The organism is Citrobacter sp. Cf088 (assembly GCF_030334295.1).
Lineage (GTDB): Bacteria > Pseudomonadota > Gammaproteobacteria > Enterobacterales > Enterobacteriaceae > Citrobacter > Citrobacter freundii.
This window is the reverse complement of the sequence record NZ_JAOWEE010000033.1, coordinates 33,145-55,833: the sequence shown is the minus strand read 5'-3', so window position 1 is coordinate 55,833 and position 22,689 is coordinate 33,145. Positions and strand designations below refer to the sequence as shown.

General features: G+C 53.2%; 23 protein-coding genes. 6 read left to right on the top strand and 17 right to left on the bottom strand.

The window, feature by feature from the left end:
• Positions 1–4: 4 nt before the first annotated feature.
• The 4 genes from fabH to yceD all read right to left on the bottom strand — a co-directional run bounded on the left by fabH (position 5) and on the right by yceD (position 2,950).
• Positions 5–958 (bottom strand): beta-ketoacyl-ACP synthase III, encoded by a 954-nt coding sequence (gene fabH / locus OGV71_RS03560; protein WP_003832181.1) that lies wholly within the window; start codon positions 956–958, stop codon positions 5–7.
• Positions 959–1,035: 77 nt separating this feature from the next.
• Positions 1,036–2,115, bottom strand: coding sequence for a phosphate acyltransferase PlsX (gene plsX / locus OGV71_RS03555; RefSeq protein ID WP_003846798.1), 1,080 nt, complete (start codon positions 2,113–2,115; stop codon positions 1,036–1,038).
• A 123-nt stretch (positions 2,116–2,238) separates the two neighbouring features.
• The gene (gene rpmF / locus OGV71_RS03550) at positions 2,239–2,412 is read right to left on the bottom strand and encodes a 50S ribosomal protein L32 (protein ID WP_003036242.1); all 174 of its coding nucleotides are present in this window, start codon (positions 2,410–2,412) and stop codon (positions 2,239–2,241) included.
• Between the two features lie 16 nt (positions 2,413–2,428).
• Positions 2,429–2,950, bottom strand: coding sequence for a 23S rRNA accumulation protein YceD (yceD, locus tag OGV71_RS03545; protein ID WP_003036239.1), 522 nt, complete (start codon positions 2,948–2,950; stop codon positions 2,429–2,431).
• A gap of 197 nt (positions 2,951–3,147) precedes the next feature.
• Here yceD and OGV71_RS03540 point away from each other — a divergent pair, with 197 nt between their 5' ends.
• Positions 3,148–3,732 carry a Maf family protein gene (locus OGV71_RS03540; RefSeq protein WP_003836743.1) on the top strand — a complete coding sequence of 195 codons (585 nt, stop codon included), beginning with the start codon at positions 3,148–3,150 and terminating at the stop codon, positions 3,730–3,732.
• A gap of 82 nt (positions 3,733–3,814) precedes the next feature.
• On the opposite strand, the gene rluC is transcribed toward OGV71_RS03540, so the two are convergent.
• Positions 3,815–4,768 carry a 23S rRNA pseudouridine(955/2504/2580) synthase RluC gene (gene rluC / locus OGV71_RS03535; RefSeq protein WP_174329982.1) on the bottom strand — a complete coding sequence of 318 codons (954 nt, stop codon included), beginning with the start codon at positions 4,766–4,768 and terminating at the stop codon, positions 3,815–3,817.
• 699 nt (positions 4,769–5,467) lie between these two features.
• On the opposite strand from rluC, the gene rne reads away from it, so the two are divergent.
• A complete protein-coding gene (gene rne, locus OGV71_RS03530) occupies positions 5,468–8,731 on the top strand; it encodes a ribonuclease E (protein WP_204583736.1) in 3,264 nt (1,087 codons plus the stop codon).
• A gap of 40 nt (positions 8,732–8,771) precedes the next feature.
• Here rne and OGV71_RS03525 read toward each other — a convergent pair whose 3' ends face one another.
• Positions 8,772–9,797 (bottom strand): LysR family transcriptional regulator, encoded by a 1,026-nt coding sequence (locus OGV71_RS03525; protein ID WP_243428824.1) that lies wholly within the window; start codon positions 9,795–9,797, stop codon positions 8,772–8,774.
• Between the two features lie 21 nt (positions 9,798–9,818).
• On the opposite strand from OGV71_RS03525, the gene OGV71_RS03520 reads away from it, so the two are divergent.
• Positions 9,819–11,018: an MFS transporter gene (locus OGV71_RS03520; protein WP_137348250.1), complete on the top strand. Its 1,200-nt coding sequence runs from the start codon at positions 9,819–9,821 to the stop codon at positions 11,016–11,018.
• A 76-nt stretch (positions 11,019–11,094) separates the two neighbouring features.
• Here the strand turns inward: OGV71_RS03520 and flgL are convergent, their stop codons facing one another.
• The 11 genes from flgL to flgB form a co-directional block, all read right to left on the bottom strand.
• Positions 11,095–12,048 carry a flagellar hook-associated protein FlgL gene (flgL, locus tag OGV71_RS03515; RefSeq protein WP_086503949.1) on the bottom strand — a complete coding sequence of 318 codons (954 nt, stop codon included), beginning with the start codon at positions 12,046–12,048 and terminating at the stop codon, positions 11,095–11,097.
• Positions 12,049–12,062: 14 nt separating this feature from the next.
• Positions 12,063–13,733, bottom strand: a complete 1,671-nt coding sequence (gene flgK / locus OGV71_RS03510) for a flagellar hook-associated protein FlgK (RefSeq protein ID WP_204583742.1) — start codon at positions 13,731–13,733, stop codon at positions 12,063–12,065.
• A 64-nt stretch (positions 13,734–13,797) separates the two neighbouring features.
• The gene (flgJ, locus tag OGV71_RS03505; RefSeq protein ID WP_032936209.1) at positions 13,798–14,748 is read right to left on the bottom strand and encodes a flagellar assembly peptidoglycan hydrolase FlgJ; all 951 of its coding nucleotides are present in this window, start codon (positions 14,746–14,748) and stop codon (positions 13,798–13,800) included.
• Positions 14,748–15,824 (bottom strand): flagellar basal body P-ring protein FlgI, encoded by a 1,077-nt coding sequence (locus OGV71_RS03500; protein WP_057063917.1) that lies wholly within the window; start codon positions 15,822–15,824, stop codon positions 14,748–14,750. Before OGV71_RS03500 ends, flgJ begins: the two co-directional genes overlap by 1 nt.
• 33 nt (positions 15,825–15,857) lie before the next feature.
• Positions 15,858–16,556 (bottom strand): flagellar basal body L-ring protein FlgH, encoded by a 699-nt coding sequence (gene flgH, locus OGV71_RS03495; RefSeq protein WP_003836756.1) that lies wholly within the window; start codon positions 16,554–16,556, stop codon positions 15,858–15,860.
• A gap of 57 nt (positions 16,557–16,613) precedes the next feature.
• Entirely contained in the window at positions 16,614–17,396 is a 783-nt protein-coding gene (gene flgG, locus OGV71_RS03490) for a flagellar basal-body rod protein FlgG (protein WP_003036202.1), read from the bottom strand.
• Positions 17,397–17,409: 13 nt separating this feature from the next.
• A complete protein-coding gene (locus OGV71_RS03485; protein WP_003036200.1) occupies positions 17,410–18,165 on the bottom strand; it encodes a flagellar basal body rod protein FlgF in 756 nt (251 codons plus the stop codon).
• Positions 18,166–18,185: 20 nt separating this feature from the next.
• Complete coding sequence (gene flgE, locus OGV71_RS03480; protein ID WP_071697337.1) at positions 18,186–19,439, bottom strand: flagellar hook protein FlgE; 1,254 nt, start codon at positions 19,437–19,439, stop codon at positions 18,186–18,188.
• A gap of 26 nt (positions 19,440–19,465) precedes the next feature.
• Positions 19,466–20,164 (bottom strand): flagellar hook assembly protein FlgD, encoded by a 699-nt coding sequence (gene flgD / locus OGV71_RS03475; RefSeq protein ID WP_003836761.1) that lies wholly within the window; start codon positions 20,162–20,164, stop codon positions 19,466–19,468.
• An 11-nt stretch (positions 20,165–20,175) separates the two neighbouring features.
• Positions 20,176–20,580: a flagellar basal body rod protein FlgC gene (flgC, locus tag OGV71_RS03470; RefSeq protein WP_003036191.1), complete on the bottom strand. Its 405-nt coding sequence runs from the start codon at positions 20,578–20,580 to the stop codon at positions 20,176–20,178.
• Positions 20,581–20,583: 3 nt separating this feature from the next.
• On the bottom strand, positions 20,584–21,000 hold the full coding sequence (flgB, locus tag OGV71_RS03465; RefSeq protein ID WP_003846806.1) for a flagellar basal body rod protein FlgB: 417 nt from the start codon (positions 20,998–21,000) through the stop codon (positions 20,584–20,586).
• Between the two features lie 157 nt (positions 21,001–21,157).
• Here flgB and flgA point away from each other — a divergent pair, with 157 nt between their 5' ends.
• From flgA to flgN, 3 genes are all read left to right on the top strand, one after another.
• Positions 21,158–21,817, top strand: coding sequence for a flagellar basal body P-ring formation chaperone FlgA (gene flgA, locus OGV71_RS03460; RefSeq protein WP_003036186.1), 660 nt, complete (start codon positions 21,158–21,160; stop codon positions 21,815–21,817).
• Between the two features lie 93 nt (positions 21,818–21,910).
• A complete protein-coding gene (flgM, locus tag OGV71_RS03455) occupies positions 21,911–22,204 on the top strand; it encodes a flagellar biosynthesis anti-sigma factor FlgM (protein ID WP_003036183.1) in 294 nt (97 codons plus the stop codon).
• 3 nt (positions 22,205–22,207) lie between these two features.
• Positions 22,208–22,630, top strand: a complete 423-nt coding sequence (gene flgN / locus OGV71_RS03450) for a flagella biosynthesis chaperone FlgN (RefSeq protein ID WP_003036178.1) — start codon at positions 22,208–22,210, stop codon at positions 22,628–22,630.
• Positions 22,631–22,689 lie beyond the last annotated feature (59 nt).

Here is a 22,689-nt window from a genome sequence, read left to right as displayed (position 1 = left end):
TATACTAGAAACGAACCAGCGCGGAGCCCCAGGTGAATCCACCCCCGAAGGCTTCAAGCAATATCAACTGCCCAGCTTTAATACGCCCGTCGCGGACGGCTTCGTCCAGCGCGCACGGTACGGAGGCAGCAGAGGTATTACCATGTCTGTCGAGCGTCACGACAACATTATCCATCGACATACCCAGCTTTTTAGCTGTCGCGCTGATAATGCGCAGGTTAGCCTGATGCGGTACCAGCCAGTCCAGCGCAGAACGGTCGAGATTATTGGCTTCCAGCGTTTCATCAACGATGTGCGCAAGCTCGGTCACCGCGACTTTAAATACTTCGTTACCCGCCATCGTCAGATGAATCGGGTTTTCTGGGTTCACGCGATCGGCGTTAGGCAGCGTCAACAGTTCGCCATAGCGACCGTCAGCGTGCAGATGCGTGGAGAGAATGCCTGGCTCTTCTGATGCGCTCAGTACAACCGCGCCCGCCCCATCACCGAAAATGATGATCGTTCCGCGATCGGTTGGATCACAGGTGCGCGCCAGAACATCAGAGCCAACGACCAGAGCATGCTTAACTGCGCCAGATTTAACATACTGGTCGGCAACGCTCAGGGCGTAAGTGAAACCAGCGCAAGCGGCTGCAACGTCAAACGCCGGACAGCCTTTGATCCCTAGCATACTTTGGATCTGGCACGCCGCGCTTGGAAATGCGTGAGTGGATGATGTGGTAGCAACCACAATCAGACCAATTTGCTCTTTGTCGATGCCCGCCATTTCAATCGCACGGTTTGCGGCGGCAAAGCCCATCGTCGCAACTGTTTCATTTGGCGCTGCAATATGGCGTTCACGGATACCTGTACGAGTGACGATCCACTCATCAGATGTCTCAACCATTTTTTCCAAATCGGCGTTAGTACGCACTTGTTCAGGCAGATAGCTGCCAGTACCAATAATCTTCGTATACATGTACGCTCAGTCACTTTTTGGTTATATACCGCCACGAGCAAATCGCTGATACGTTGGCCACATTCACAAACGCACCGTTATCTGTGTGCTCGTGAGGTTGCGCTTTCGCCACCGTCCAGCAGTTCGAATCCAGCTGGGTATACAGATTCCAGGCGAGCGGCAATTCGCTGAGGAACTTGTCGCTGCACCGCCTGCACTGCCTGTTCAATCGCGACTTCAAATGCTCGCTGATTGGCCGCACCATGACTCTTAATCACCGTGCCGCGCAATCCTAACAGACAGGCGCCATTATACTGGTCGGGGTTGAGGTGACTAAATCGCCTTGTCAGGCTTTTTTGTAACCAACGTTTTAATAACAGAAGCCACCACGACCGTTTTTTGCCCTCACCCTGAGATTTCAGCAGTGAAAGGAACATTCTGACAACACCTTCCATCGTCTTTAATGTGACATTACCTGTAAAGCCGTCACAGACCAACACATCGGTTTTGCCAGTCAGTAACTCATTGGCTTCAAGATAGCCGATATAATTAATGGAAGGGATTGTTTTTAGCACAGCTGAAGCATCTCGAATACTGTCGAGACCTTTCGTTTCTTCTTCGCCGATGTTGAGTAACGCTACGCGAGGATTGGCAATGCCAACAACCTCTTCTGCCAGCACGGAACCCATGACGGCAAATTGCACCAACATCGTGCTATCACAATCTACGTTGGCGCCCAAATCCAGCACCACCGTTTTGCCCTTTTGCTGATGCGGTAACACCGTCACCAACGCCGGACGCTCAATCCCCTCAAGGGGTTTGAGCAATAACTTCGCAAGTCCCATAAGTGCGCCCGTATTACCGGCGCTGACACAAGCTTGTGCCTGACCTTCTTTCACGAGCTCCAGGGCAACACGCATTGAGCTTCCACGACTGGCGCGAATAGCTTGCGAGGGCCGGGCATCACTGGCAATAACTGACTGAGCAGGGATAATCTGCAGACGCGAACGTTGTTCGAAGTCAGCTTTGGCAAGTAATGGCGTGATTGTATCGGGATCCCCGACTAAAAGAAGTGTGAGTTGCGAATTAGAATTCAGTGCCTGCAATGCTGCAGGCACTGTCACGGTAGGGCCAAAATCTCCCCCCATGACATCTAACGCCAGGGTTAGACGTGTCAAGGTATCGTCGCTGCCCGGTTAGGTGTTTCCCCAGTTACCCGGGGAAAGCCTCACTAAGCTTCATCACGCGTTCACTCTTTGTCTTTCTCACCAGGGGTGGGAAAGCCATTGAGTCATGCGTGATTACTTAGCGATTACCTTACGGCCACGGTAGAAACCGTCGGCAGTGATGTGGTGACGCAGGTGTTGTTCACCAGAAGTTTTGTCTACAGACAGGCTGGTGACTGCGGTCAGAGCGTCATGAGAACGACGCATGCCACGTTTGGAACGGGTTGGTTTATTCTGTTGTACGGCCATGGACCTTACTCCTCAATTACTTACGCTTTAAGCTGGCTAATACGGCAAATGGGTTTGGTTTTTGCGCTTCATCAGGCAATTCGCCAAAGACCATGTCCGCCTCGGACACTTCACAGTGTTCAGAATCATGCACCGGAACTACCGGCAAGGAGAGGATAATCTCATCTTCAACCATTGCAAGCAGATCGATTTCACCGAATTCGTTAACCTCAATCGGCTCATACGCTTCCGGGAGTGCTTCAGCCTGCTCGTCAGAACGGACAGGACTAAAACAATATGTTGTGTGAACATGAAGTGGGAACGGTTTCCCGCAACGCTGACATTCGAGCGTAACCGATACCTTCGCATCACCGGTTATAACGGCGAGACGCTGGTTATCGATAGCGAACGACATGGAGCATTCCACATCACTGTCCACACTGACTACAGAATCGGCGACGCGCTCAACCAGATCAGAAGTATAGATACCTTCATAATCGAGGCGTTTCTGAGCCGTACGAACCGGATCAAGAGTCAGGGGTAATTTTACCTTTTGCATAGGGCGCGCATATTAACTTTGTAACGTCATATAGTCAAAGAAAAAGGCAGCCTGTGGTTGCCTTTTGCCAATAATTCGCACACATTGCGGGTCATCGACTTAAAATCGCTCAAGACAAGCCACTACAGCCAGCTTGTAGGTCGAAGTCCATAGTTTAAAATGGCTCTCATCAATACGCTATATGCGAGGGAAAAAATATGCCTCAACTTATTCTTGCTTCCACCTCTCCCTGGCGTCGCGCTTTACTCGAAAAACTGGCAATTCCGTTCGAATGCGCAGCACCAGAGGTTGATGAAACACCATTACCAGGCGAGGCGCCGCGTCATCTGGTGTTGCGACTGGCTCAGCAAAAAGCACAATCACTCGCCCACCGTTATCCCTCGCATCTGATTATTGGCTCCGATCAAATTTGTGTTCTTGATGGTGAAATAACCGGCAAACCATTAACAGAAGAAAATGCGCGCCAACAGTTACTCAAAGCCCGTGGTAATATTGTGACGTTTTACACCGGACTGGCGCTGTATAATTCTGCGACCGGACATTTACAAACTGAAGTAGAACCTTTTGACGTCCATTTCCGTCATTTAAGCGAGGCGGAAATTGATGATTATCTGCGCAAAGAGCGTCCGCTCCATTGTGCAGGTAGTTTCAAAAGTGAAGGGTTAGGTATTGCACTCTTTGAACGCCTGGAGGGCCGTGACCCAAATACCTTGGTAGGTTTGCCGCTGATCGCGTTGTGTCAAATGCTGCGGCGGGAGGAAATGAACCCGTTGAACGCCTGATTAATCTGCCTGATGTCGACGCGATGCGTCTTATCAGGCCTACGGTCCATCACACGATTGTAGGCCTGATAAGCAACGCGCATCAGGCTTTGCTGCGTAATACCTCGAGGCAGCGCTTCAACTGCTTATCCATTGGCGCTTCAATACGCATCAATTCTCCCGTACCCGGATGAGTAAACTTCAACGCTGCGGCATGCAGGAAAAGTCGGTTCAACCCCGTATCCGCCAGTTGCTTATCGAATTCACGGTCACCGTAGCGATCGTCAAAAGCAATTGGATGACCGGCATACTGGGTATGCACACGGATCTGGTGCGTACGTCCGGTCACCGGGCTACAGCGCACAAGCGTGGCAAACGCATAGCGCTCTTCCACTTTAAAACGTGTTTCTGACGGTTTGCCTTCCTGATTCACCCGCACGATACGCTCACCGCTTTGCAGAATGTTCTTTAACAGCGGCGCCTGCACGGTTTTGACATGCGACTGCCATTGGCCTCGAACCAGCGCGAGGTAATCTTTCTGCATGCCTTTTTCACGCAGTTGTTCATGCAATGAACGCAAGGCTGAGCGTTTTTTGGCAACCAGCAGCACACCAGAGGTATCCCGGTCGAGGCGATGCACCAGCTCAAGGAAACGCGCTTCCGGACGCAACGCACGTAATCCTTCAATGACGCCAAAGCTTAACCCGCTTCCGCCATGCACGGCCGTACCTGAAGGTTTGTTAAGCACCAGAATGTGGTCATCTTCATATAAAATGACATCGGTCAGCGCCGCAACCTTCTGCAGGTTTGGCGAAATGGCCTCTTCTTCACGTTCAGCGACACGCACAGGTGGAATACGCACAATATCCCCATCTTCGAGTTTGTACTCGGGTTTAATGCGTTTTTTATTCACCCGCACTTCGCCTTTACGCAAAATGCGATAAATCATACTTTTCGGCACGCCCTTAAGCTGGGTGCGCAAAAAGTTGTCGATGCGTTGCCCTGCTTCGTCGGCAGTAATGGCAACTGTTTTTACGGCTGGAGTCTCTGTTTTCATGGGGGCCGATTTTAAATAGCCATCAAGATTCGCGCCACACATTTTTCTATGCTTATATTAACTGCTATACCTTATTACTTAAGTTTGACATAGCCGATTTGGTGGTTATTAAAGCAATCACTACGCGGAAGTGAAAAAACTGTGAGTAACCGGGTGATAAATGGCAAAAGTCATCTTGCTATAACAAGGTTAGCAGTGGAATAATGCGGTTGTTTCCGTGTTGAATCTTGTTAAAACAAGAACTTTTCCGGAATGACCCAATTTTGCCCGACCGATCATCAACGCAGCAATGGCGTAAGACGTATTGATCTTTCAGGCAGTTAGCGGGCTGCGGGTTGCAGTCCTTACCGGTAAGTGCTCTATGGATTTCACATTGTAGGAAGGCGGCAAGTCTGGATACCCCCAGGTTCTTACTCCTGTAAGTGACCAGGGTGAGAAGATAAAGCCAACGCACCGACAGCGTGAAAGACGACAAGCACAATGGAAGCTTCTCTGGAGAGTAACACCCAGACTGTTCCCCTGATAATTGCGCTGTGTTTCCGTATGAAATACAGGCAACCGACACTCTGCGCCTCTTTGAGCTGACGATAACCGTGAGGTTGGCGACGCGAATAGACACGAGGCCATCGGTTCACACCCGGAAAGGCATTACTCTGCCCGCAGCTTAGTCGTCAATGTAAGAATAATGAGTAAGTTACGATGAAAAGAATGTTAATTAACGCGACTCAGCAGGAAGAGTTGCGTGTCGCCCTTGTAGATGGGCAACGTCTGTACGATCTGGATATCGAAAGTCCTGGACACGAACAGAAAAAAGCCAACATCTATAAAGGCAAAATTACCCGTATTGAACCGAGTCTGGAAGCTGCTTTTGTTGATTACGGCGCTGAACGTCACGGTTTCCTCCCGTTAAAAGAAATTGCCCGCGAATACTTTCCCGCTAACTACAACTCCCATGGTCGCCCCAACATTAAAGACGTGTTGCGTGAAGGTCAGGAAGTCATCGTTCAGATCGATAAAGAAGAACGCGGCAACAAAGGCGCTGCGCTGACTACCTTTATCAGCCTGGCGGGTAGTTATCTGGTTCTGATGCCGAACAACCCGCGCGCGGGCGGCATCTCCCGTCGCATTGAAGGCGACGACCGTACCGAATTAAAAGAAGCGCTGGCAAGCCTGGAACTGCCTGATGGCATGGGGCTTATCGTGCGTACCGCAGGGGTAGGCAAATCCGCCGAAGCGCTGCAGTGGGACCTGAGCTTCCGCCTGAAGCACTGGGAAGCGATTCAAAAAGCCGCTGACAGCCGCCCTGCTCCGTTCCTGATCCATCAGGAAAGCAACGTTATCGTGCGTGCCTTCCGCGACTATCTGCGCCAGGACATCGGCGAAATCCTCATCGACAACCCAAAAGTCATGGAGATGGCGCGTCAGCACATCGCGGCGCTGGGTCGTCCGGATTTCAGCAGCAAAATCAAACTGTACACCGGCGAAATCCCGCTGTTCAGCCACTATCAGATCGAGTCTCAGATTGAGTCCGCGTTCCAGCGCGAAGTGCGTCTGCCGTCCGGCGGCTCAATCGTTATCGACAGCACTGAAGCACTGACCGCTATCGATATCAACTCCGCACGCGCAACCCGCGGCGGCGACATCGAAGAAACAGCGTTCAACACCAACCTTGAAGCAGCCGATGAAATTGCGCGTCAGCTGCGTCTGCGCGACCTCGGCGGTCTGATTGTAATCGACTTCATTGATATGACGCCGGTTCGTCACCAGCGCGCGGTTGAAAACCGTCTGCGCGAGGCCGTACGCCAGGACAGAGCGCGTATTCAGATCAGCCATATTTCTCGCTTCGGTCTGCTGGAAATGTCCCGTCAGCGTCTGAGCCCGTCACTGGGTGAATCCAGCCATCACGTGTGCCCGCGCTGCTCCGGTACCGGTACTGTACGTGATAACGAATCACTGTCGCTGTCTATTCTGCGTCTGATCGAAGAAGAAGCACTGAAAGAAAATACGCAGGAAGTACACGCTATTGTTCCTGTGCCTATCGCTTCCTATCTGCTCAACGAAAAGCGTACCGCGGTAAATGCAATCGAGACGCGTCAGAATGGCGTGCGCTGTGTGATCGTGCCAAACGATCAGATGGAAACCCCGCACTATTCTGTGCTGCGCGTACGTAAAGGGGAAGAAACGCCGACCCTGAGCTATCTACTGCCGAAACTACATGAAGAGGCAATGGCATTGCCGACGGAAGAAGAGTACGTCGAGCGTAAACAGCCTGAGCAACCGGCGCTGGCCACCTTCGCCATGCCAGACGTTCCGCCAGCCCCTGCTCTGCAGGAACCTGCCGCGAAAGCCGCCGCGCCTAAAGCTGCGGCAGCGACCGCAGCCGTTGCCGCACAGCCCGGTTTGATTAGCCGTTTCTTTGGCGCACTGAAGTCCATCTTCGGTGGTAGCGAAGAAGTGAAACCGGTTGAACAGCCTGCACCGAAAGCTGAAGAGAAAACCGAACGCCAGCAGGATCGTCGTAAACCGCGTCAGAACAATCGTCGCGACCGTAACGATCGTCGTGATAACCGTGATAATCGCGGCGACCGTGACAACCGTAACGAACGTTCAGAAAACGGCGAAAACCGTGAAGATAACCGCCGTAACCGTCGTCAGTCACAGCAGCAAAATGCGGAAGCTCGCGATAACCGCCAGCAAACTACTGACGTTGCAGACAAAGCGAAATCTGGCGATGAGCAGCAGGCTCCGCGTCGCGAACGCAACCGCCGTCGTAACGATGACAAGCGTCAGGCTCAGCAGGAAGTTAAAGAGCTGACCCAGGCTGAACAACCTGTGCAGGATGCCGAGCAGGAAGAGCGCGTACGTCAGCCTCAGACTCGCCGTAAACAGCGTCAATTGACTCAGAAAGTTCGTTTCACTGACAGCCCGGCGGTTGAAACCGAAGTGGCAACTGCCGCAGTAGTCGCTGAAACCGCTGCCGCTCAGCCAACAGAACAGCCTGCACCAGCACAACGCACCGAACTGGCGAAAGTTGATCTGCCAGCCGTCGTTGCGACTGAGCAGGAAGACAACAGCGACGCGCGTGACTCCAATGGTATGCCGCGTCGCTCCCGTCGCTCCCCTCGCCATCTGCGCGTCAGTGGACAGCGTCGTCGTCGTTACCGTGACGAGCGTTATCCGGTTCAGTCACCGATGCCGTTAACGGTCGCCTGTGCATCTCCTGAATTAGCGTCCGGTAAAGTTTGGATCCGCTACCCTGTCGCACGTCCTCAGGATCAGCAGGTTGAAGAACAGCGCGAACAAGAAATGGTCCAGCAGCAAGCCGCACCTGTCGCTGTAGAGCCTCAGGTTGCTGCAGCTGCCGTGGAACACATTGTGGATGCCCCTGCGCCAGTTGAAGCCGTGCAGCCAGAGATTGTCGTAGCTGAGCCTCAGGCCCCCGTTGTTGAAACCACACAGGTTGAAACCACGCATCCGGAAGTCATTGCGACCCCGGTCGAGGAACAACCACAAATTATCGCTGCATCTGATGCGCCCGTTGCAGAAGAAATCGCCGCTGAAGCCGAACCTGTGGCTGACGTTGTGACTGCGCCGGTTGTCGAAGAGCCTGCAGAGGTTGTTATTTCCCAGCCAGAAGTGGTTGAAGAGATTGCCGAAGTTGTGGAAACAGCGCCAGTTGTTGAAGAAGTTGCTGCACCGCAGGAAGTTGTTGCAGCGCCAATTGTAGAAGCGACTGTCGTTAAGCCTGAAGTTGTCGCAGCCAGTGTTGACGCTGAACACCTTCACAGCCATGCGACCGCACCGATGACCCGCGCCCCGGCACCGGAATATGTGCCAGAAGCGCCGCGTCATAGCGACTGGCAGCGTCCGGCATTCGCCTTTGAAGGCAAAGGTGCCGCAGGTGGACACAGCGCAACGCATCAAGCGACTGCGCCAGCAACACGTCCTCAGCCTGTCGAGTAAGCCATAATCAATATCAAAGCCGGCCTTCGGGTCGGCTTTTTTATATCTGATCTACACCTTTCATCCCCGTCAGCTGCGGCATAACCTCCTTCATTAAGGCCAGAAACTTGCGTAAGCGAGTCGGATAGTAACGCGCCCACGGATAAACCAAATGTACAGGCAACGGCGCCGCATGCCACTCAGGTAGCAACGCAACCAGACGTCCGTTGGCAATATCCTCCGCCACCATCCAACTTGAAACAATAGTCACTCCCAACCCCGCCAGCGCGGCATTCCTTGCGACATAAATACTGTCGGTACTTAATCTGGGTGAAATATTCAACGTGACTGGCTCATTACGCAATTGGTGCAACAACGAAACGCTATGTTGATAAAACGTATTCACGGCAATCCAGGGCAGTGCTGATAACTGCTCAGGATGAGAAAGCTCGCCGTATTGCTCCAGCAGCCCAGGGCTCGCCACCATACTACGGGGAACTTCAGCCAGTAAAACGGAAACCGTGGCCGGATCCACCTCGGCACCAACCCTGATAGCGCAATCAATATTATCGCTCAGAAAATCAACGGTTTTATCGTTGAGCATCCACTCTACTGCCACCTGGGGATAGCGCGAAAGAAACTGCAAAAGCGGCTCAAGCAGTTGTTGTTGCCCGAACGCATGCGGTGCACGGACTCGCAACGTCCCCACCGGTTCATCTTCCGTGACATTAAGTCCATCTTCCAGCGCCAGCCAGGCATCAATAATCTTCTTGGCATGCTGGTAACCTCTTTCGCCGTCGTCGGTCAATTTCATCGCATGCGTGGTACGCATGATCAGTTTCACACCCAGCAGAGTTTCCAGGGATTGCAACCGTCGGCTTACGGTCGCTTGCGTTGTCCCCATCTGTTTTGCCGCTGCCGAAAGCGATCCTGCTTCGACAATACGTACAAACGTACGCATCAGCTCCACCCTGTCTATACGCTCATTTTTTATCATTTTCTGTTTCATCATACGTCTGACGTATAACTGTTTTACCACTGCACTCGCTACCACGCCACTCGCTGAAGGATAAAAATAGCCGCACATCCAGTGATTGAGGAATCATTTGTGAACACATATACCGCACTTTCCCGTTGGGTCACTTTCGTTCTGGCAGTAGGTGCCGGATTCAGTGTCGCTGCTATCTACTATGCCCAGCCCCTTCTGCCTTTAATGGGTCAGGATCTGAACTTAAGTATTACCGGCATGGGGTTGGTCCCGACGCTGACCCAGGCGGGATACGCGCTGGGTATTTTGTTTTTATTGCCATTGGGCGATCGTTATGACCGCAGGACATTAATCCTGCTGAAAAGTATCTCTCTTGCTGTGCTGCTTCTGGCATGCAGCTTTACCGGGCAGTTGCATTCACTGTTAATAGTGAGCCTGTTGATGGGCATGGCGGCAACCATGGCACAAGATATTGTGCCTGCGGCGGCAATACTGGCGCCCGAAGGCAAACAGGGAAAAACGGTGGGCACCGTAATGACGGGCCTTCTGCTGGGAATTTTGCTCTCACGTACCGTCAGTGGACTGGTCGGTGAGGCGTTTGGCTGGCGTGAGATGTACCAACTTGCTGCCGTCAGTATTGCCGTAATTACCGCGATTTTGTGGAAAGCACTGCCTCGTTTTACGGTCCATTCCACGTTGAGCTATCCATCATTAATGCTCTCGATGGTGCAACTTTGGCAACGATATTCCACCTTGCGCCGCGCAGCACTGGCACAAGGCTTTCTGTCCATTGCTTTTAGCGCCTTCTGGTCTACGCTGGCAGTGATGTTATCTGAGCATTACCACCTGGGTAGCGCTATAGCGGGTGCTTTTGGTATCGCGGGAGCAGCCGGAGCCCTTGCTGCACCCATGGCGGGCCATCTTGCCGATAAAGTGGGTGCAGCAAAAGTGACGCAATTGGGTGCTTTGCTGGTAACGGTATCTTTCGCACTGATGTTTTTGTTACCCGCCCTGCCCGTTCAGGGGCAGTGGCTGCTTATCGCCCTTTCGGCGGTAGGTTTTGATCTCGGATTGCAATCCAGCCTGGTTGCCCACCAAAACCTGGTCTATAGCCTGGAGCCTCAGGCACGAGGACGATTGAACGCTCTGCTGTTTACCATGGTGTTTATCGGTATGGCGCTGGGTTCCGTTCTCGGGAGTCAGGTCTATGCGCTTGCCAACTGGGAAGGTGTGGTGACGCTGGCAACCTTCAGCAGTGCGATCGCGTTGGTCATAAGACTGACGGGGAACCCGTCGCTTAGTAAGGCGTCGGTTGCCTAAAAAAATGCCCGCTCCGGGTGTTAAGGGAGCGGGCAGACAAACATATCCAGTTTCATGATATGTTCAAAATCAGTCGTTACCGGTTAAGCTGGAACAGCGACATGCCCTGCATATCGGTAAACGCTTTGTAAGATGCCTGTAGTGCGGCCTGCTGCATCACGTAGGACGAAATCGCGGCGTTCCAGTCGACATCCACCAGGTTACTCATCTGTTGGGTTTGCCCTAATGCACGATCGGCGCCCAGTGAATCCAGCGAGCTTAATTCACTCAGTTGCGTACCTAATTCTGCACGAACGGAAAGCACGTTATTCAGTGAGTTTTTCAGACCACGATTGGTTTTATCGATAGCTGCTGCGGCGATATCTTTTGCCGCATCATTGCCCGCAATCGGTGTGTTAAGCGCATCAATCGCGCTATCCAGCATTTTGAACAGGTTCTTTTCCTGAGTGCTACCCGGTGGTTCCGGTACGGCGTTGCTGGTCAGGCTGGCGAAGATTTTATCGCCCGTATGGCCAATGACCATGGTACGGGAAGCATCAACCTGCTGGGTCACATTTGTGGCACCGCCACTGTAGGAACCATCAGCCTGCGCAAACGGTGCGGATTCTGTTTTATATCCACCGAAAATATAGCGCCCATTACCGTCGGTGCTGTTCGCCAGGTTCATCAGCTGATCGCGGATCCCCTGCAGGTCGGTGGCTAACGATGCACGGTCATCATCACTTAACGTACCGTTGCCCGCGCTAACGATTTTTTCCTGCGCGGTCTGGATCGCCGTCGTCACCTGGCTCAGAACGTTCTCTTCCAGCGACACCTTTTGCGTCGCGAACGAGCGTGCCAGCGTATATTGGCTGTTCTGCGCCTGAGCCTGAGAAAGTACCACGGCCTGCGAGGCGGCAATCGGATCGTCTGATGGGTTGATCACGCGTTTACCCGTTGACATTTGCTCGCCGAACTTCATCCATTCAGCCTGAGAGTTAGTGATGCCACGCATATTCTGCTGGTACATCATCTGGGTGCTGATACGCATTGTGTCCCTCTCCCTTAGCGGATATTAATCAGTGCATCAAACAACGCATTCGCGGTCTGCAACACTTGAGCATTAGCCAGGTAATACTGCTGAAAACGCTGTAAATTACCGTACTCTTCGTCGAGGTTAACGCCGGAAATAGACTGTTGCTGCCGGTAAAGCTGTGTCACCACGTTGTTCTGGGTGGTGGCGCTGGTTTTCAGCGTAGCGGTTTTGTTCCCGACATCGCTTACCAGCGTGGCATATGCATCGTTGAAGGTCTTATTGCCGACAGTCGCTTTGGTTTGCAGATCCAGCAGTTTCTGACCGTTACGGTTATCACTTGCACCTGTATCCGCAGCAGGATCAGTGTTTTTCTCTGACGCCATGGCGATTTTCGATTCGTCGGTCACCTTGACTTTCATGTCAACGATGACGTTCTCTACCGGTTTCAGAATAAAACTGTCATTCTCTTGAGGCCCGGGGTTGGGGGGATTAATAGTCACTGTCACTTTCAGACCATCAATATCCAGTTTTCCGTCCGCACCTGGTGTAGCTTCAAACGTTGTGTTATCTGCCAGACGCGTCACCTGCCACTTACCGCCACTGAACACAACCTTATAGTCGGTAGCCTGTACTTTCGAACTGTCACCAACTTCTGCAGTTAATTCCGCTTTGCCAGTATTTTTAGCATTACTCAGTACAGACGGGCTGCCGATATCGAAGAAATTCTCACCCTTATCGCCGTTGGCATCAAAACCTTCTTTATGCTGGGCGTTAAATGCACTGGCAAATGCAAGCGCCAGTTGGCCTAGGGTATTACGCGTCTGATCCAGCTCCTGAGAACGGAAGGTGAGCAGTCCGCCCAGTGAACCGGTATTCAACAGTTTCTCAGGAATTTCAACAGCTCCGGCAACGCCATCAACGTAGGCCACCGTTGTACGATTAGGATCATCGCTGGAAGGCACTGCCGCCAGTTGACGTGCATTGCTGCCCTGCACCAGCGAATAGCCGTTGGCCATTGTCAGGTTGTAGGTGCCACCATCCTGAACGCTGACTTCAACACCGACAATCTGATTCAGTTCACTGACCAGCTGATCGCGTTGGTCAAGCAGGTCGTTAGGAGATGCACCTGCGCCGACGCCTGTCATACGAGAAATCTGGTCGTTGAGGCTGGCAATTTGTTTCGAATAGTTGTTGATCTGATCGACGCTGGCTTTAATCGCGGTATTAACCTGCTTATCTTGATCGCGCAGATACTGGTCGGTCGTTTTAAACTGATTTACCAATCCATCAGCTTTACCGATCAGCGCCTGGCGTGCCGCCGGATCTTCGGCGTTACTGACCAGCGTCTGCAGGCTGGTAAAAAAACCCTGCATTGAGGTCGAAATAGAACTGGTTTTGCTGGAGAGCAAATTGTCTATCTTTGACATTTGCTCATAACGCGTCGTCAGACCGCTGCTCTGGTTCTGCGCTGCTCGCAACTGGTTAGTGATAAAGGAGTCATATTCACGTTGTACACCAGAAACATAGACGCCATTGCCTACCCAGCCCCCCGCACCCAGCGTGCTGTTCGCTTGCGCCATAATTGTTGTTTGTCGGGTATATCCGGCAACGTTATAGCTGGAGATGTTATTACTGGCAGTATTCAACGCGGCCTGCGCTGCGCTGAGTCCACTCATCGCGTTATTAATCAAGCTGGACATGGAGGTTCCTTGTAATCCTTCAATACTCGTTATTATCGGCAGCAGGTCGGTAGACTTGAGCTATTTAAAAGAGATTATCGAGATTCGTGCTGTAGGTTTTACTCACCTTTTCGCTCATCGATTTCAACTGCTGGATCATGCTGGTTAATTTACGTGCATAGTTAGGGTCTGTGGCGTAGCCCGCATTTTGCAATGCCTGCGCCCCCTGTTCGGCGGTCGCAGCAGCGGTCACCGCCGCATAGCGCGGGTTACGGGATATCAGACCGACATAATCCGACAACGCCTCAAGGTAAGAGCTATAGACGCGGAATCTGGCTTTCACCTTTTTCGCCTCACCGTTCTCATATTCAGTGGTGGTGATTTCAGTGGTTGGACCTTTCCAGCTTCCCGAAGCCTTCACACCAAAAATGTTGAAACTCGGTTCGCCATTCTCGCGACGAATTTGTCGCTGCCCCCATCCGGACTCCAGCGCCGCCTGCGCCAAAATCAGATGATGCGGGACCCCGCTCTGCTGACTGGCCAGCTTAGCCGGCAGTGACAGCTGGGCGAGGAAGTCTTTGCTGTCACCTGACAGCGGCTCATCATTGCTTTCTGTCGCCCGGGGGATGGCTTTGCGGACCAGTTGCGTCAGTGCCTGATTTTGATAGCTGGTCACCGTTTCCAGTGAAAACTTCATCGGCACCTGCGGCGCGTCATCCGCAGGTTGCGCTTGCCCTTCAGTCATCTGCTTGACCATCATTTCAGCCAGCCCCAGACCTTTGCCTGCGGTCATCTGCTGCGCAATTTGTTGGTCATACATGCTGGTATACAAGCGCGTTGAATCGCTGCTAAACACGCCATCTTTCGGCAGCGCTTCACGCATGCTTTTCAACATCATTTGCACGAACATCCCTTCAACCTGACGGGCGACCGGGCGGATATTCGCCGCCGGGTCCTGACCCGCTTTCGCTTTCAGTTCGTTCAGAGATTGCGCATCCCAGGCGGCACTGGTCAGCAGTTTGCTGTCACCAATCATTAGATGATTTCCAGTTTGGCGCGTAAGCAACCCGCGCTCTGCATCGATTGCAGAATGGACATCAGATCCATCGGCGTCGCTCCCAGCGCATTCAGCGCACGCACAACGTTGTTCAGGTTGGCGCTGGAACGTACGCTTTGCAGCGAACCACCGCTTTGGCGCAGGTCAATCTGGGTTTGTGGCGTCACTACGGTTTGTCCACCGCCAAACGGTGTGTCCGGCTGGCTGACGTTCGCCTGGCGGTTCACCGTGATCGACAAGTTGCCTTGTGCCACGGCACAGCTATCCAGCGTTACTTCGCGGTTCATGACGACAGATCCGGTGCGTGAGTTGATAATCACTTTCGCATCCTGCGGCGTGACGTTCACCTCCATATTCTGGATATCAGCAAGGAAACGCACCTGCGAGCTGTTGCCGCTTGGCACGCGCACCTGAATAGTGCGGGCGTCCAACGCCGTTGCGCTGCCAAAGCCACGCGAGCGGTTAATGGTGTCGGTAATCTGCTGCGCCATCGTGAAATCTTCATTATTCAGTTGCAGATTAATGGTGTTACCGCCGCCGAACTGGCTGGGTAATTCACGTTCGATGGTCGCGCCGTTGGTAATGCGTCCGCCATTGAGCTGGTTTACCTGCACGCTGCTGCCACCCGCAGCCGCGCCCGCACCGCCAACCAGAATATTCCCCTGCGCCAACGCATATACCTGGCTATCGACCCCTTTCAGCGGGGTCATCAGCAGCGTTCCGCCGCGCAGACTTTTAGCATTACCCATGGAAGAGACCACAACGTCAATAGTTTGCCCCTGACGACCAAAGGCCGGGAACTGCGCGGTGACCATTACCGCTGCCACGTTTTTCAACTGCATATTGGTGCCGGTGGGCACGGTGATCCCCAACTGCGACAGCATGTTGTTGAGCGTTTGCGTGGTAAACGGCGTCTGGGTGGTCTGGTCACCTGTACCATCCAGACCCACCACCAACCCATAACCAATCAGCGAGTTTTCCCGCACGCCCTGCACGCTGGTCAGGTCACGAATACGGTCGGCATGCGCGAAGGCGGTTACCAGCACCAGTGCCATTCCAACAAAAAATTTAAACACGGGGTACCTCGCTTACATCGGCGACAAGTTAAGGAAGAAACGCTGCAACCAGCCCATATTTTGCGCTTCATTGATGTAGCCGTTGCCGACGTACTCAATACGCGCGTCCGCAACCTGGGTTGACGGTACGGAGTTGCTGCCACTGATGGTGCGCGGGTTAACGACCCCGGAGAAGCGAATGAATTCAGTGCCCTGATTTATGGCGATCTGTTTTTCACCCACGACATGTAAGTTGCCATTCACCAGTACCTGATCGACCGTTACGGTCAGCGTACCGCTGAAGGTATTTCTGGCGTTCGCGCCGCCTTTACCGTTAAAGGAGTTACCGCCTGAGGCTTCTACGTCGGCACGTTCGTTACCGAACAGACCTTGCAGATAGCGCGGTACGGTATCAAAGCCAAAGTTTGTCTTGCCGTCGCGACTGGCATTCGCCGAAGAGCTTTTGCTCGCGCTGACGTTTTCCTGCAATACGATGGTCAGCGTATCGCCAATATTGCGTGGACGACGGTCTTCAAAGAGTGGCTGATAACCATAGTTAATCGGTTGTGCCGACTGGAAGATTGAGCCATTCGCCACCGGCGTTGGACCTGGAACGGGCTGGGCAGTCGTCGCGCCCTGCACGAGGGGAGTAGCCGGGATCCAGGCACATCCTGTTAGTGAAACCACCAGCAGGGCTAAAATAGGGTATGGGTGAAGCGCGTATTTTCGCATTGCGGTCATCTTCAAAATCAGTGTGCCGGTGAGGTTTTCACCCCACCGGACTCCACTTTAGAGTTGCGTCAGTTTTTGCAGCATCTGATCGGTGGTCGATACCGCTTTACTGTTGATTTCGTAAGCGCGCTGAACCTGGATCATGTTTACCAGCTCTTCCGCCACGTTGACGTTAGAGGTTTCAACATAGCCCTGATACAGCAGACCCGCGCCGTTCAGCCCCGGCGTGCTCTCGTTCGGCGCACCGGATGACTGCGTTTCGGTGTACAGATTCTCACCAATGCTTTCCAGACCGGTATCGTTCATGAAAGTTGTCAGGTTAAGCTGCCCGACCTGAACAGGCGCCGCCTGTCCCTGTTGGGTCACGCTGACAATCCCGTCGCGTCCAATGGTGATACTGAGCGAGTTGGCCGGAATGGTGATGGCAGGCTGAACCTGAAAACCACCCGCCGTCACCAACTGACCGTTCTGATCCACCTGGAAAGAACCGTCGCGGGTATAAGCGGACGTACCATCGGGCAACATGACCTGGAAAAAGCCCTGGCCTTTAATCGCCACATCTTTACTGTTGTTGGTCTGCGACAGGTTACCCTGGCTGTGTAAACGCTCGGTCGCAACCGGACGTACGCCGGTACCAATCTGCAAACCAGACGGCAATGTGGTCTGCTCAGAAGACTGTGCGCCAGGCTGACGAATCGTCTGGTACAACAGATCTTCAAACACGGCACGTTGGCGCTTAAATCCATTGGTGCTGACGTTTGCCAGGTTGTTGGCAATCACATCCATGTTGGTTTGCTGCGCATCCAGGCCGGTTTTGGCGATCCATAATGAACTGATCATAAAATGTCCTGTATTAACTCATCGACAGCAGTTGGTTGGCGCGGCCCGCGTTATCATCCACGCTACTGATAATTTTCATCTGCATTTCAAAGCGGCGGGCGTTGGCGATCATGTCGCTCATCGCAGCAACCGGTTTAACGTTACTGCCTTCCAGCACGCCCGACATCACACGGATGCTGGGGTCGGCCTGTAACGTCGCACCACGGGTAGCCTGTGCGGCCTGGGTCAGACGGAACATACCGTCATCGCCACGTTGCACTTCGATCCCTGTTGCCTTCACCAGCTTCAACCGCCCCACTGGCGCGACCGTATTAGCCGGATCGCCAGGGTTAAGTGCAGAAATTGTCCCGTCCGCCGCAATGGTGACTTCTGAACCTTCTGGTACGGCTATCGGTCCGGCTTCGCCAATTACCGGGTGTCCCTGAATAGTCAGTTCACCCGTTGGGCTTACCTGAATAGCGCCGTTACGGGTATATCCTTCGCTACCATCTGCGGTCTGCACAGCTAACCAGCCATCCTGTTGCAGCGCCACATCCAGCGGGCGGGAGGTATAGTCCATCTGACCCGGCGTCATATCGGCCCCCGGCGTGGAGGCCACGACCAGCGTACGTGTCGGTAAAGACAATCCTTCTACAGGAACCGCGCGCAGTGCATTGAGCTGCGCACGAAACCCTGGCGTGGAGGCGTTTGCCAGGTTGCTGGCCGTCACCGCCTGTTGATTCAGCGTCTGACTGGCCGCGCCCATGGCGGTATAAATTGCGTGATCCATTAAGCCATCCCGTCAGGCGCTTAGCGCAGGTTGACCAGCGTGTTGAGGATCTGATCCTGGGTTTTGATGGTCTGCGCGTTCGACTGATAGTTACGCTGGGCGACAATCATATTCACCAGTTCTTTACTCAAATCCACGTTTGACGCTTCCAGCGCGCCGTTGGTCAGTTTGCCAAAGTTACCTTCGCCTGCGGTACCCAGCAGCGCCACGCCGGAGGCCTGAGTCGCGGCCCAGACGTTATCGCCCTGAGACGCCAGACCTTCGTTATTGGCAAAGTTTGCCAGCACGATCTGCCCGAGAACCTGTTGCTGTTCGTTGGAGTAGTTACCGACCACCGTACCGTCATTGTTAATCTGGTAGCTCACCAGATCGCCCGGCTTGTAGCCGTTCTGATTCGTGGCGACGATGTTGTTGGCGCCGGTGTTTTGCTGCATGGAGTTCAGGAAGCTCAGAGAGAAGTTCGCCGGAACTGCGCCATTGATCGTACCGGTTGTAATTTTGATATCCTTTGGCCAGACGGCTGGAGCCGTCGGTGGTAACTCGGCTGCCGTGGCACTAATACCTAAAAACAAACCATTATTATCAAAACGCATAAACCCTGCCGATTTCTCAGCATCCCCAGTAGAAGCATCTTGAGTGAAAACTTCCCAAGTGTTGCTCTGCGCATTTTTGACATAAAAAATGTTCATGTCATGAGCGTTACCCTGGCTATCGAAAACGGTAACACTGCCTTTTTTGTTGTAGGAATCGGCATCGCTTGGGTTAAACGGGGTTTTGGTAGGGACCTTGTCAGTGGAGTTCAGGTTGACCTGCATTGACGCAGTGGTGGTTGATTTTGCCGCCATCAGCGTATTCGGGATAGTGATCGGTGCCGGGTTTGCACCCTGCTGAACTGTCGGTGGGGTACCGGTAGCCGGATAGCCCGTCAGCTGCAGCCCCTGCATGTTAACGATATTGCGATTTTCATCGAGCTTGAACTGACCGTTACGGCTGTAGAAAACGGAACCGTTGCTGTCTACCATACGGAAAAAACCGTTCTGGCTGATAGCAACATCCAGACCACGTCCGGTGTTGGTGGTAGTACCGTCGGTAAAGTCCTGAGTAATACCCGCAACTTTAACGCCCAAACCGACTTTCGAACCGGCAAACATATCGGCAAAAGATGCCGTACCGGATTTAAAACCGTAGGTGGCGGAGTTGGCGATGTTGTTACCAATGACATCGAGGTTGGTCGCTGCAGCGTTCAGACCGCTGACCGCTTGAGAAAAGGCCATGACTTACTCCTGATAAGTGTGAAGGCTTAAATTATCTGCCGTACTTCGTCGAGGGTGGTGGTTCCATAGGTGCCAAGATCCAGCGTATTACCGCCGTTACTGCGAATAACGCCCTGCACCAGCGCAAACTGAAGCGGCTGTGCCACCAGTTGCGTTCCGCCATTGCTGGCAGCAATTGACACGTTGTAAGAACCGCTTGGTGCATCCGTGCCATCGGTCATGGTGCCGTCCCAGGTAAAGGTATGAACGCCTGCTTTCAATCCGCCAATGTCAATGGTGCGTACCACTTTGCCGTCTTTATCGGTAATGGTTGCGGTAACCTTATCTGCCGGTTGCTGCAGCTCAACGCCAAATGGTGTTGTCGTGGTTTTGGCACCCTCTTCCGTCCCCTTACCGGTCAGGATGGTGGTACCCGGAATCATGACCCCGTGGCCAATCAGCGTACTGGCCTGCAGCGACTGACTGTTGTCGATCTGCCCGGAGATCGACCCTAACGTGGTGTTCAGTTTCTCAATCCCGCTCACGGTACTGATTTGCGCCAGTTGGGTAGTCAGTTCATTGTTTTGCAGCGGATTGGTTGGGTCCTGGTTTTTCAGTTGTGCGACCAGCAACGTCAGAAAACTGCTTTGCAGGTCAGCGGCATTGCTGCCCGTCAGGGAGCTATTCCCGGTGGCAGCTTTAACGCCTGCATTGCTCGGGTCATTCATGGTTACAGCAATAGACATATGCGCCTCCTTTACTGGCCTAACGTAAGCGTTTTGAGCATCAAGCTTTTTACGGTGTTGAGCACTTCGACGTTTGCCTGGTAGCTACGTGAGGCAGACATGGTGTTGACCATCTCGCCAACAACGTCCACATTCGGCATTTTTACGTAGCCATTCGCATCGGCCAGCGGATTACCGGGTTCATAAACCAGCTTATCCGGTGCCTGACTTTCAATGACGTCAGCAACTTTTACGCCACCAGTTGCCGCACCTGGCGCAGCATCTACCTGAAAAACAACCTGTTTCGCGCGATACGGCTGACCGTCGGGCCCGCTGACGCTATCCGCATTCGCCATGTTACTGGCCGCGACGTTCAGGCGTTTAGACTGAGCCGTCAGCGCAGAACCTGCGATATCAAAAATATTTAACAGCGCCACGAATTAGTTCCCTCCTTGCAGCACGTTCATCATGCCTTTGATTTGCCCACCCAGCGCGGTCAGCCCCATTTGATACTTGAGGCTGTTGTCTGCAAATTGCGTGCGCTCCCGGTCCATATCCACCGTGTTGCCATCAAGAGATGGCTGGTCAGGAATACGGTAGAGCAGCTCCGTAGACGGCGAAGAAACGGTCTGGGCCGGAATGTGTTGTGCAGAGGTCAGCGTCAACGAAACGCCGCCGGTTTCTTCCCGTCCTCGCACCATGACTTTTTTTAATTCACTGGCGAAATCCAGGTCGCGCGCCTGGTACCCCGGCGTGTCGGCATTGGCAATGTTGGCCGCCAATATTTCCTGGCGTTGGGCGCGCAAATTCAGCGCTTCCTGTTGAAAACGTAAGGCGGCGTCGAGCTTATCGAGCATATCTCCTCCGCAAATGACAAAATTCAGCCGACAGCTTAAATCCCATTACGCGCGCGTTATCGCCGGAATAAACGCAAAATGCGTCGCTATTTGTTGCGTTGATGACTGCGTCACACAGGTAAAATCCTGCCACTACCTGAAAAAACGCGAGGTTTTGATGCAAACGTTTAAACGTGGAATAGTCGTGGCAGCACTGCTGTTCAGCCCTATGACGCTGGCGCAAGACCTGAATTCGCAGCTAACGGCATGGTTTTCCCAGCGCCTGGCCGGATTTAGCGATGAGGTGGTGGTCACTATCCGAACGTCACCAAACTTATTGCCGAGCTGTGAGCAACCGGCATTAAGCGTGTCAGGTAGCGCGAAACTGTGGGGTAATGTGAATGTGCTGGCTCGCTGCGCCAACGAAAAACGTTATCTGCAGGTGAACGTGCAGGCGACGGGAAACTACGTAGTAGCCGCCGCGCCTGTAGCGCGAGGTAGCACCCTGACCCCAGCCAGCGTAACGCTGAAACGTGGTCGGCTGGACCAACTACCGCCGCGCGCGGTGCTGGATATGAGTCAGGTGCAGGATGCTGTGAGCCTGCGCGATCTGGTCCCGGGCCAACCGATACAGCTTTCGATGTTGCGCCAGGCATGGCGGATCAAGGCCGGTCAGCGCGTGCTGGTTATTGCCAACGGAGATGGCTTTCGGGTTAACGCCGAAGGTAAAGCGCTGAACAACGCCGCTGTCGCACAGAATGCGCGAGTGCGGATGATTTCAGGCCAGGTGGTGAGCGGCGTCGTCGATTCTGATGGGAATATTCTTATTAACCTATAATAGGTTAAAGATTTTTTAGCGTGTGCCGATAGATAAACAACCAATGATTACAGCGGGCCGCTATAGCGTAACCCCTCGATGAGGAAAAATAAAATGAGCATTGATCGTACCTCACCATTGAAGCCAGTAAGCACCGTTCAGCCGCGTGAAACCAGCGATGCGCCGGTACAAAAAGCGCAGAAGGAAAAAACCACCGCGACCACCAGCACCAGCGTCATGCTGAGCGACGCCCAGGCCAAACTGATGCAGCCCGGCACCAATGACATCAATATGGAACGCGTGGAAGCACTGAAAACCGCAATCCGTAACGGTGAATTGAAAATGGATACCGGAAAAATTGCCGACTCGCTGATTCGCGAGGCGCAGAGCTACCTACAGAGTAAATAAAGTATGACTCGTTTGTCAGAAATACTTGACCAGATGACGACTGTCCTCAATGACCTGAAAACGGTAATGGATGCTGAACAGCAGCAGCTTTCCGCAGGGCATATCAATGGCAGCCAGCTACAGCGTATTACAGAAGAAAAAAGCTCGCTGCTGGCAACCCTTGATTATCTTGAGCAACAGCGCCGCCTGGAGCATGACGCCACGCGCAGCGCCAATGATGAGATTGCTGAACGCTGGCAGACTATCACCAAGAAAACGCAGCACTTACGCGACCTCAACCAGCACAACGGTTGGCTGCTGGAAGGGCAGATCGAGCGTAATCAACAAGCAATACAAGTGCTGAAACCGCACCAGGAACCGGCGTTATATGGCGCAAACGGTCAAACTTCTGCTGCGCACCGCGGCGGGAAAAAATTCTCTATCTGATGCAAGCCTGATAACGTTTTGCTTATCAGGCCTACGCTTTTTGTAGGCCGGATACGGCG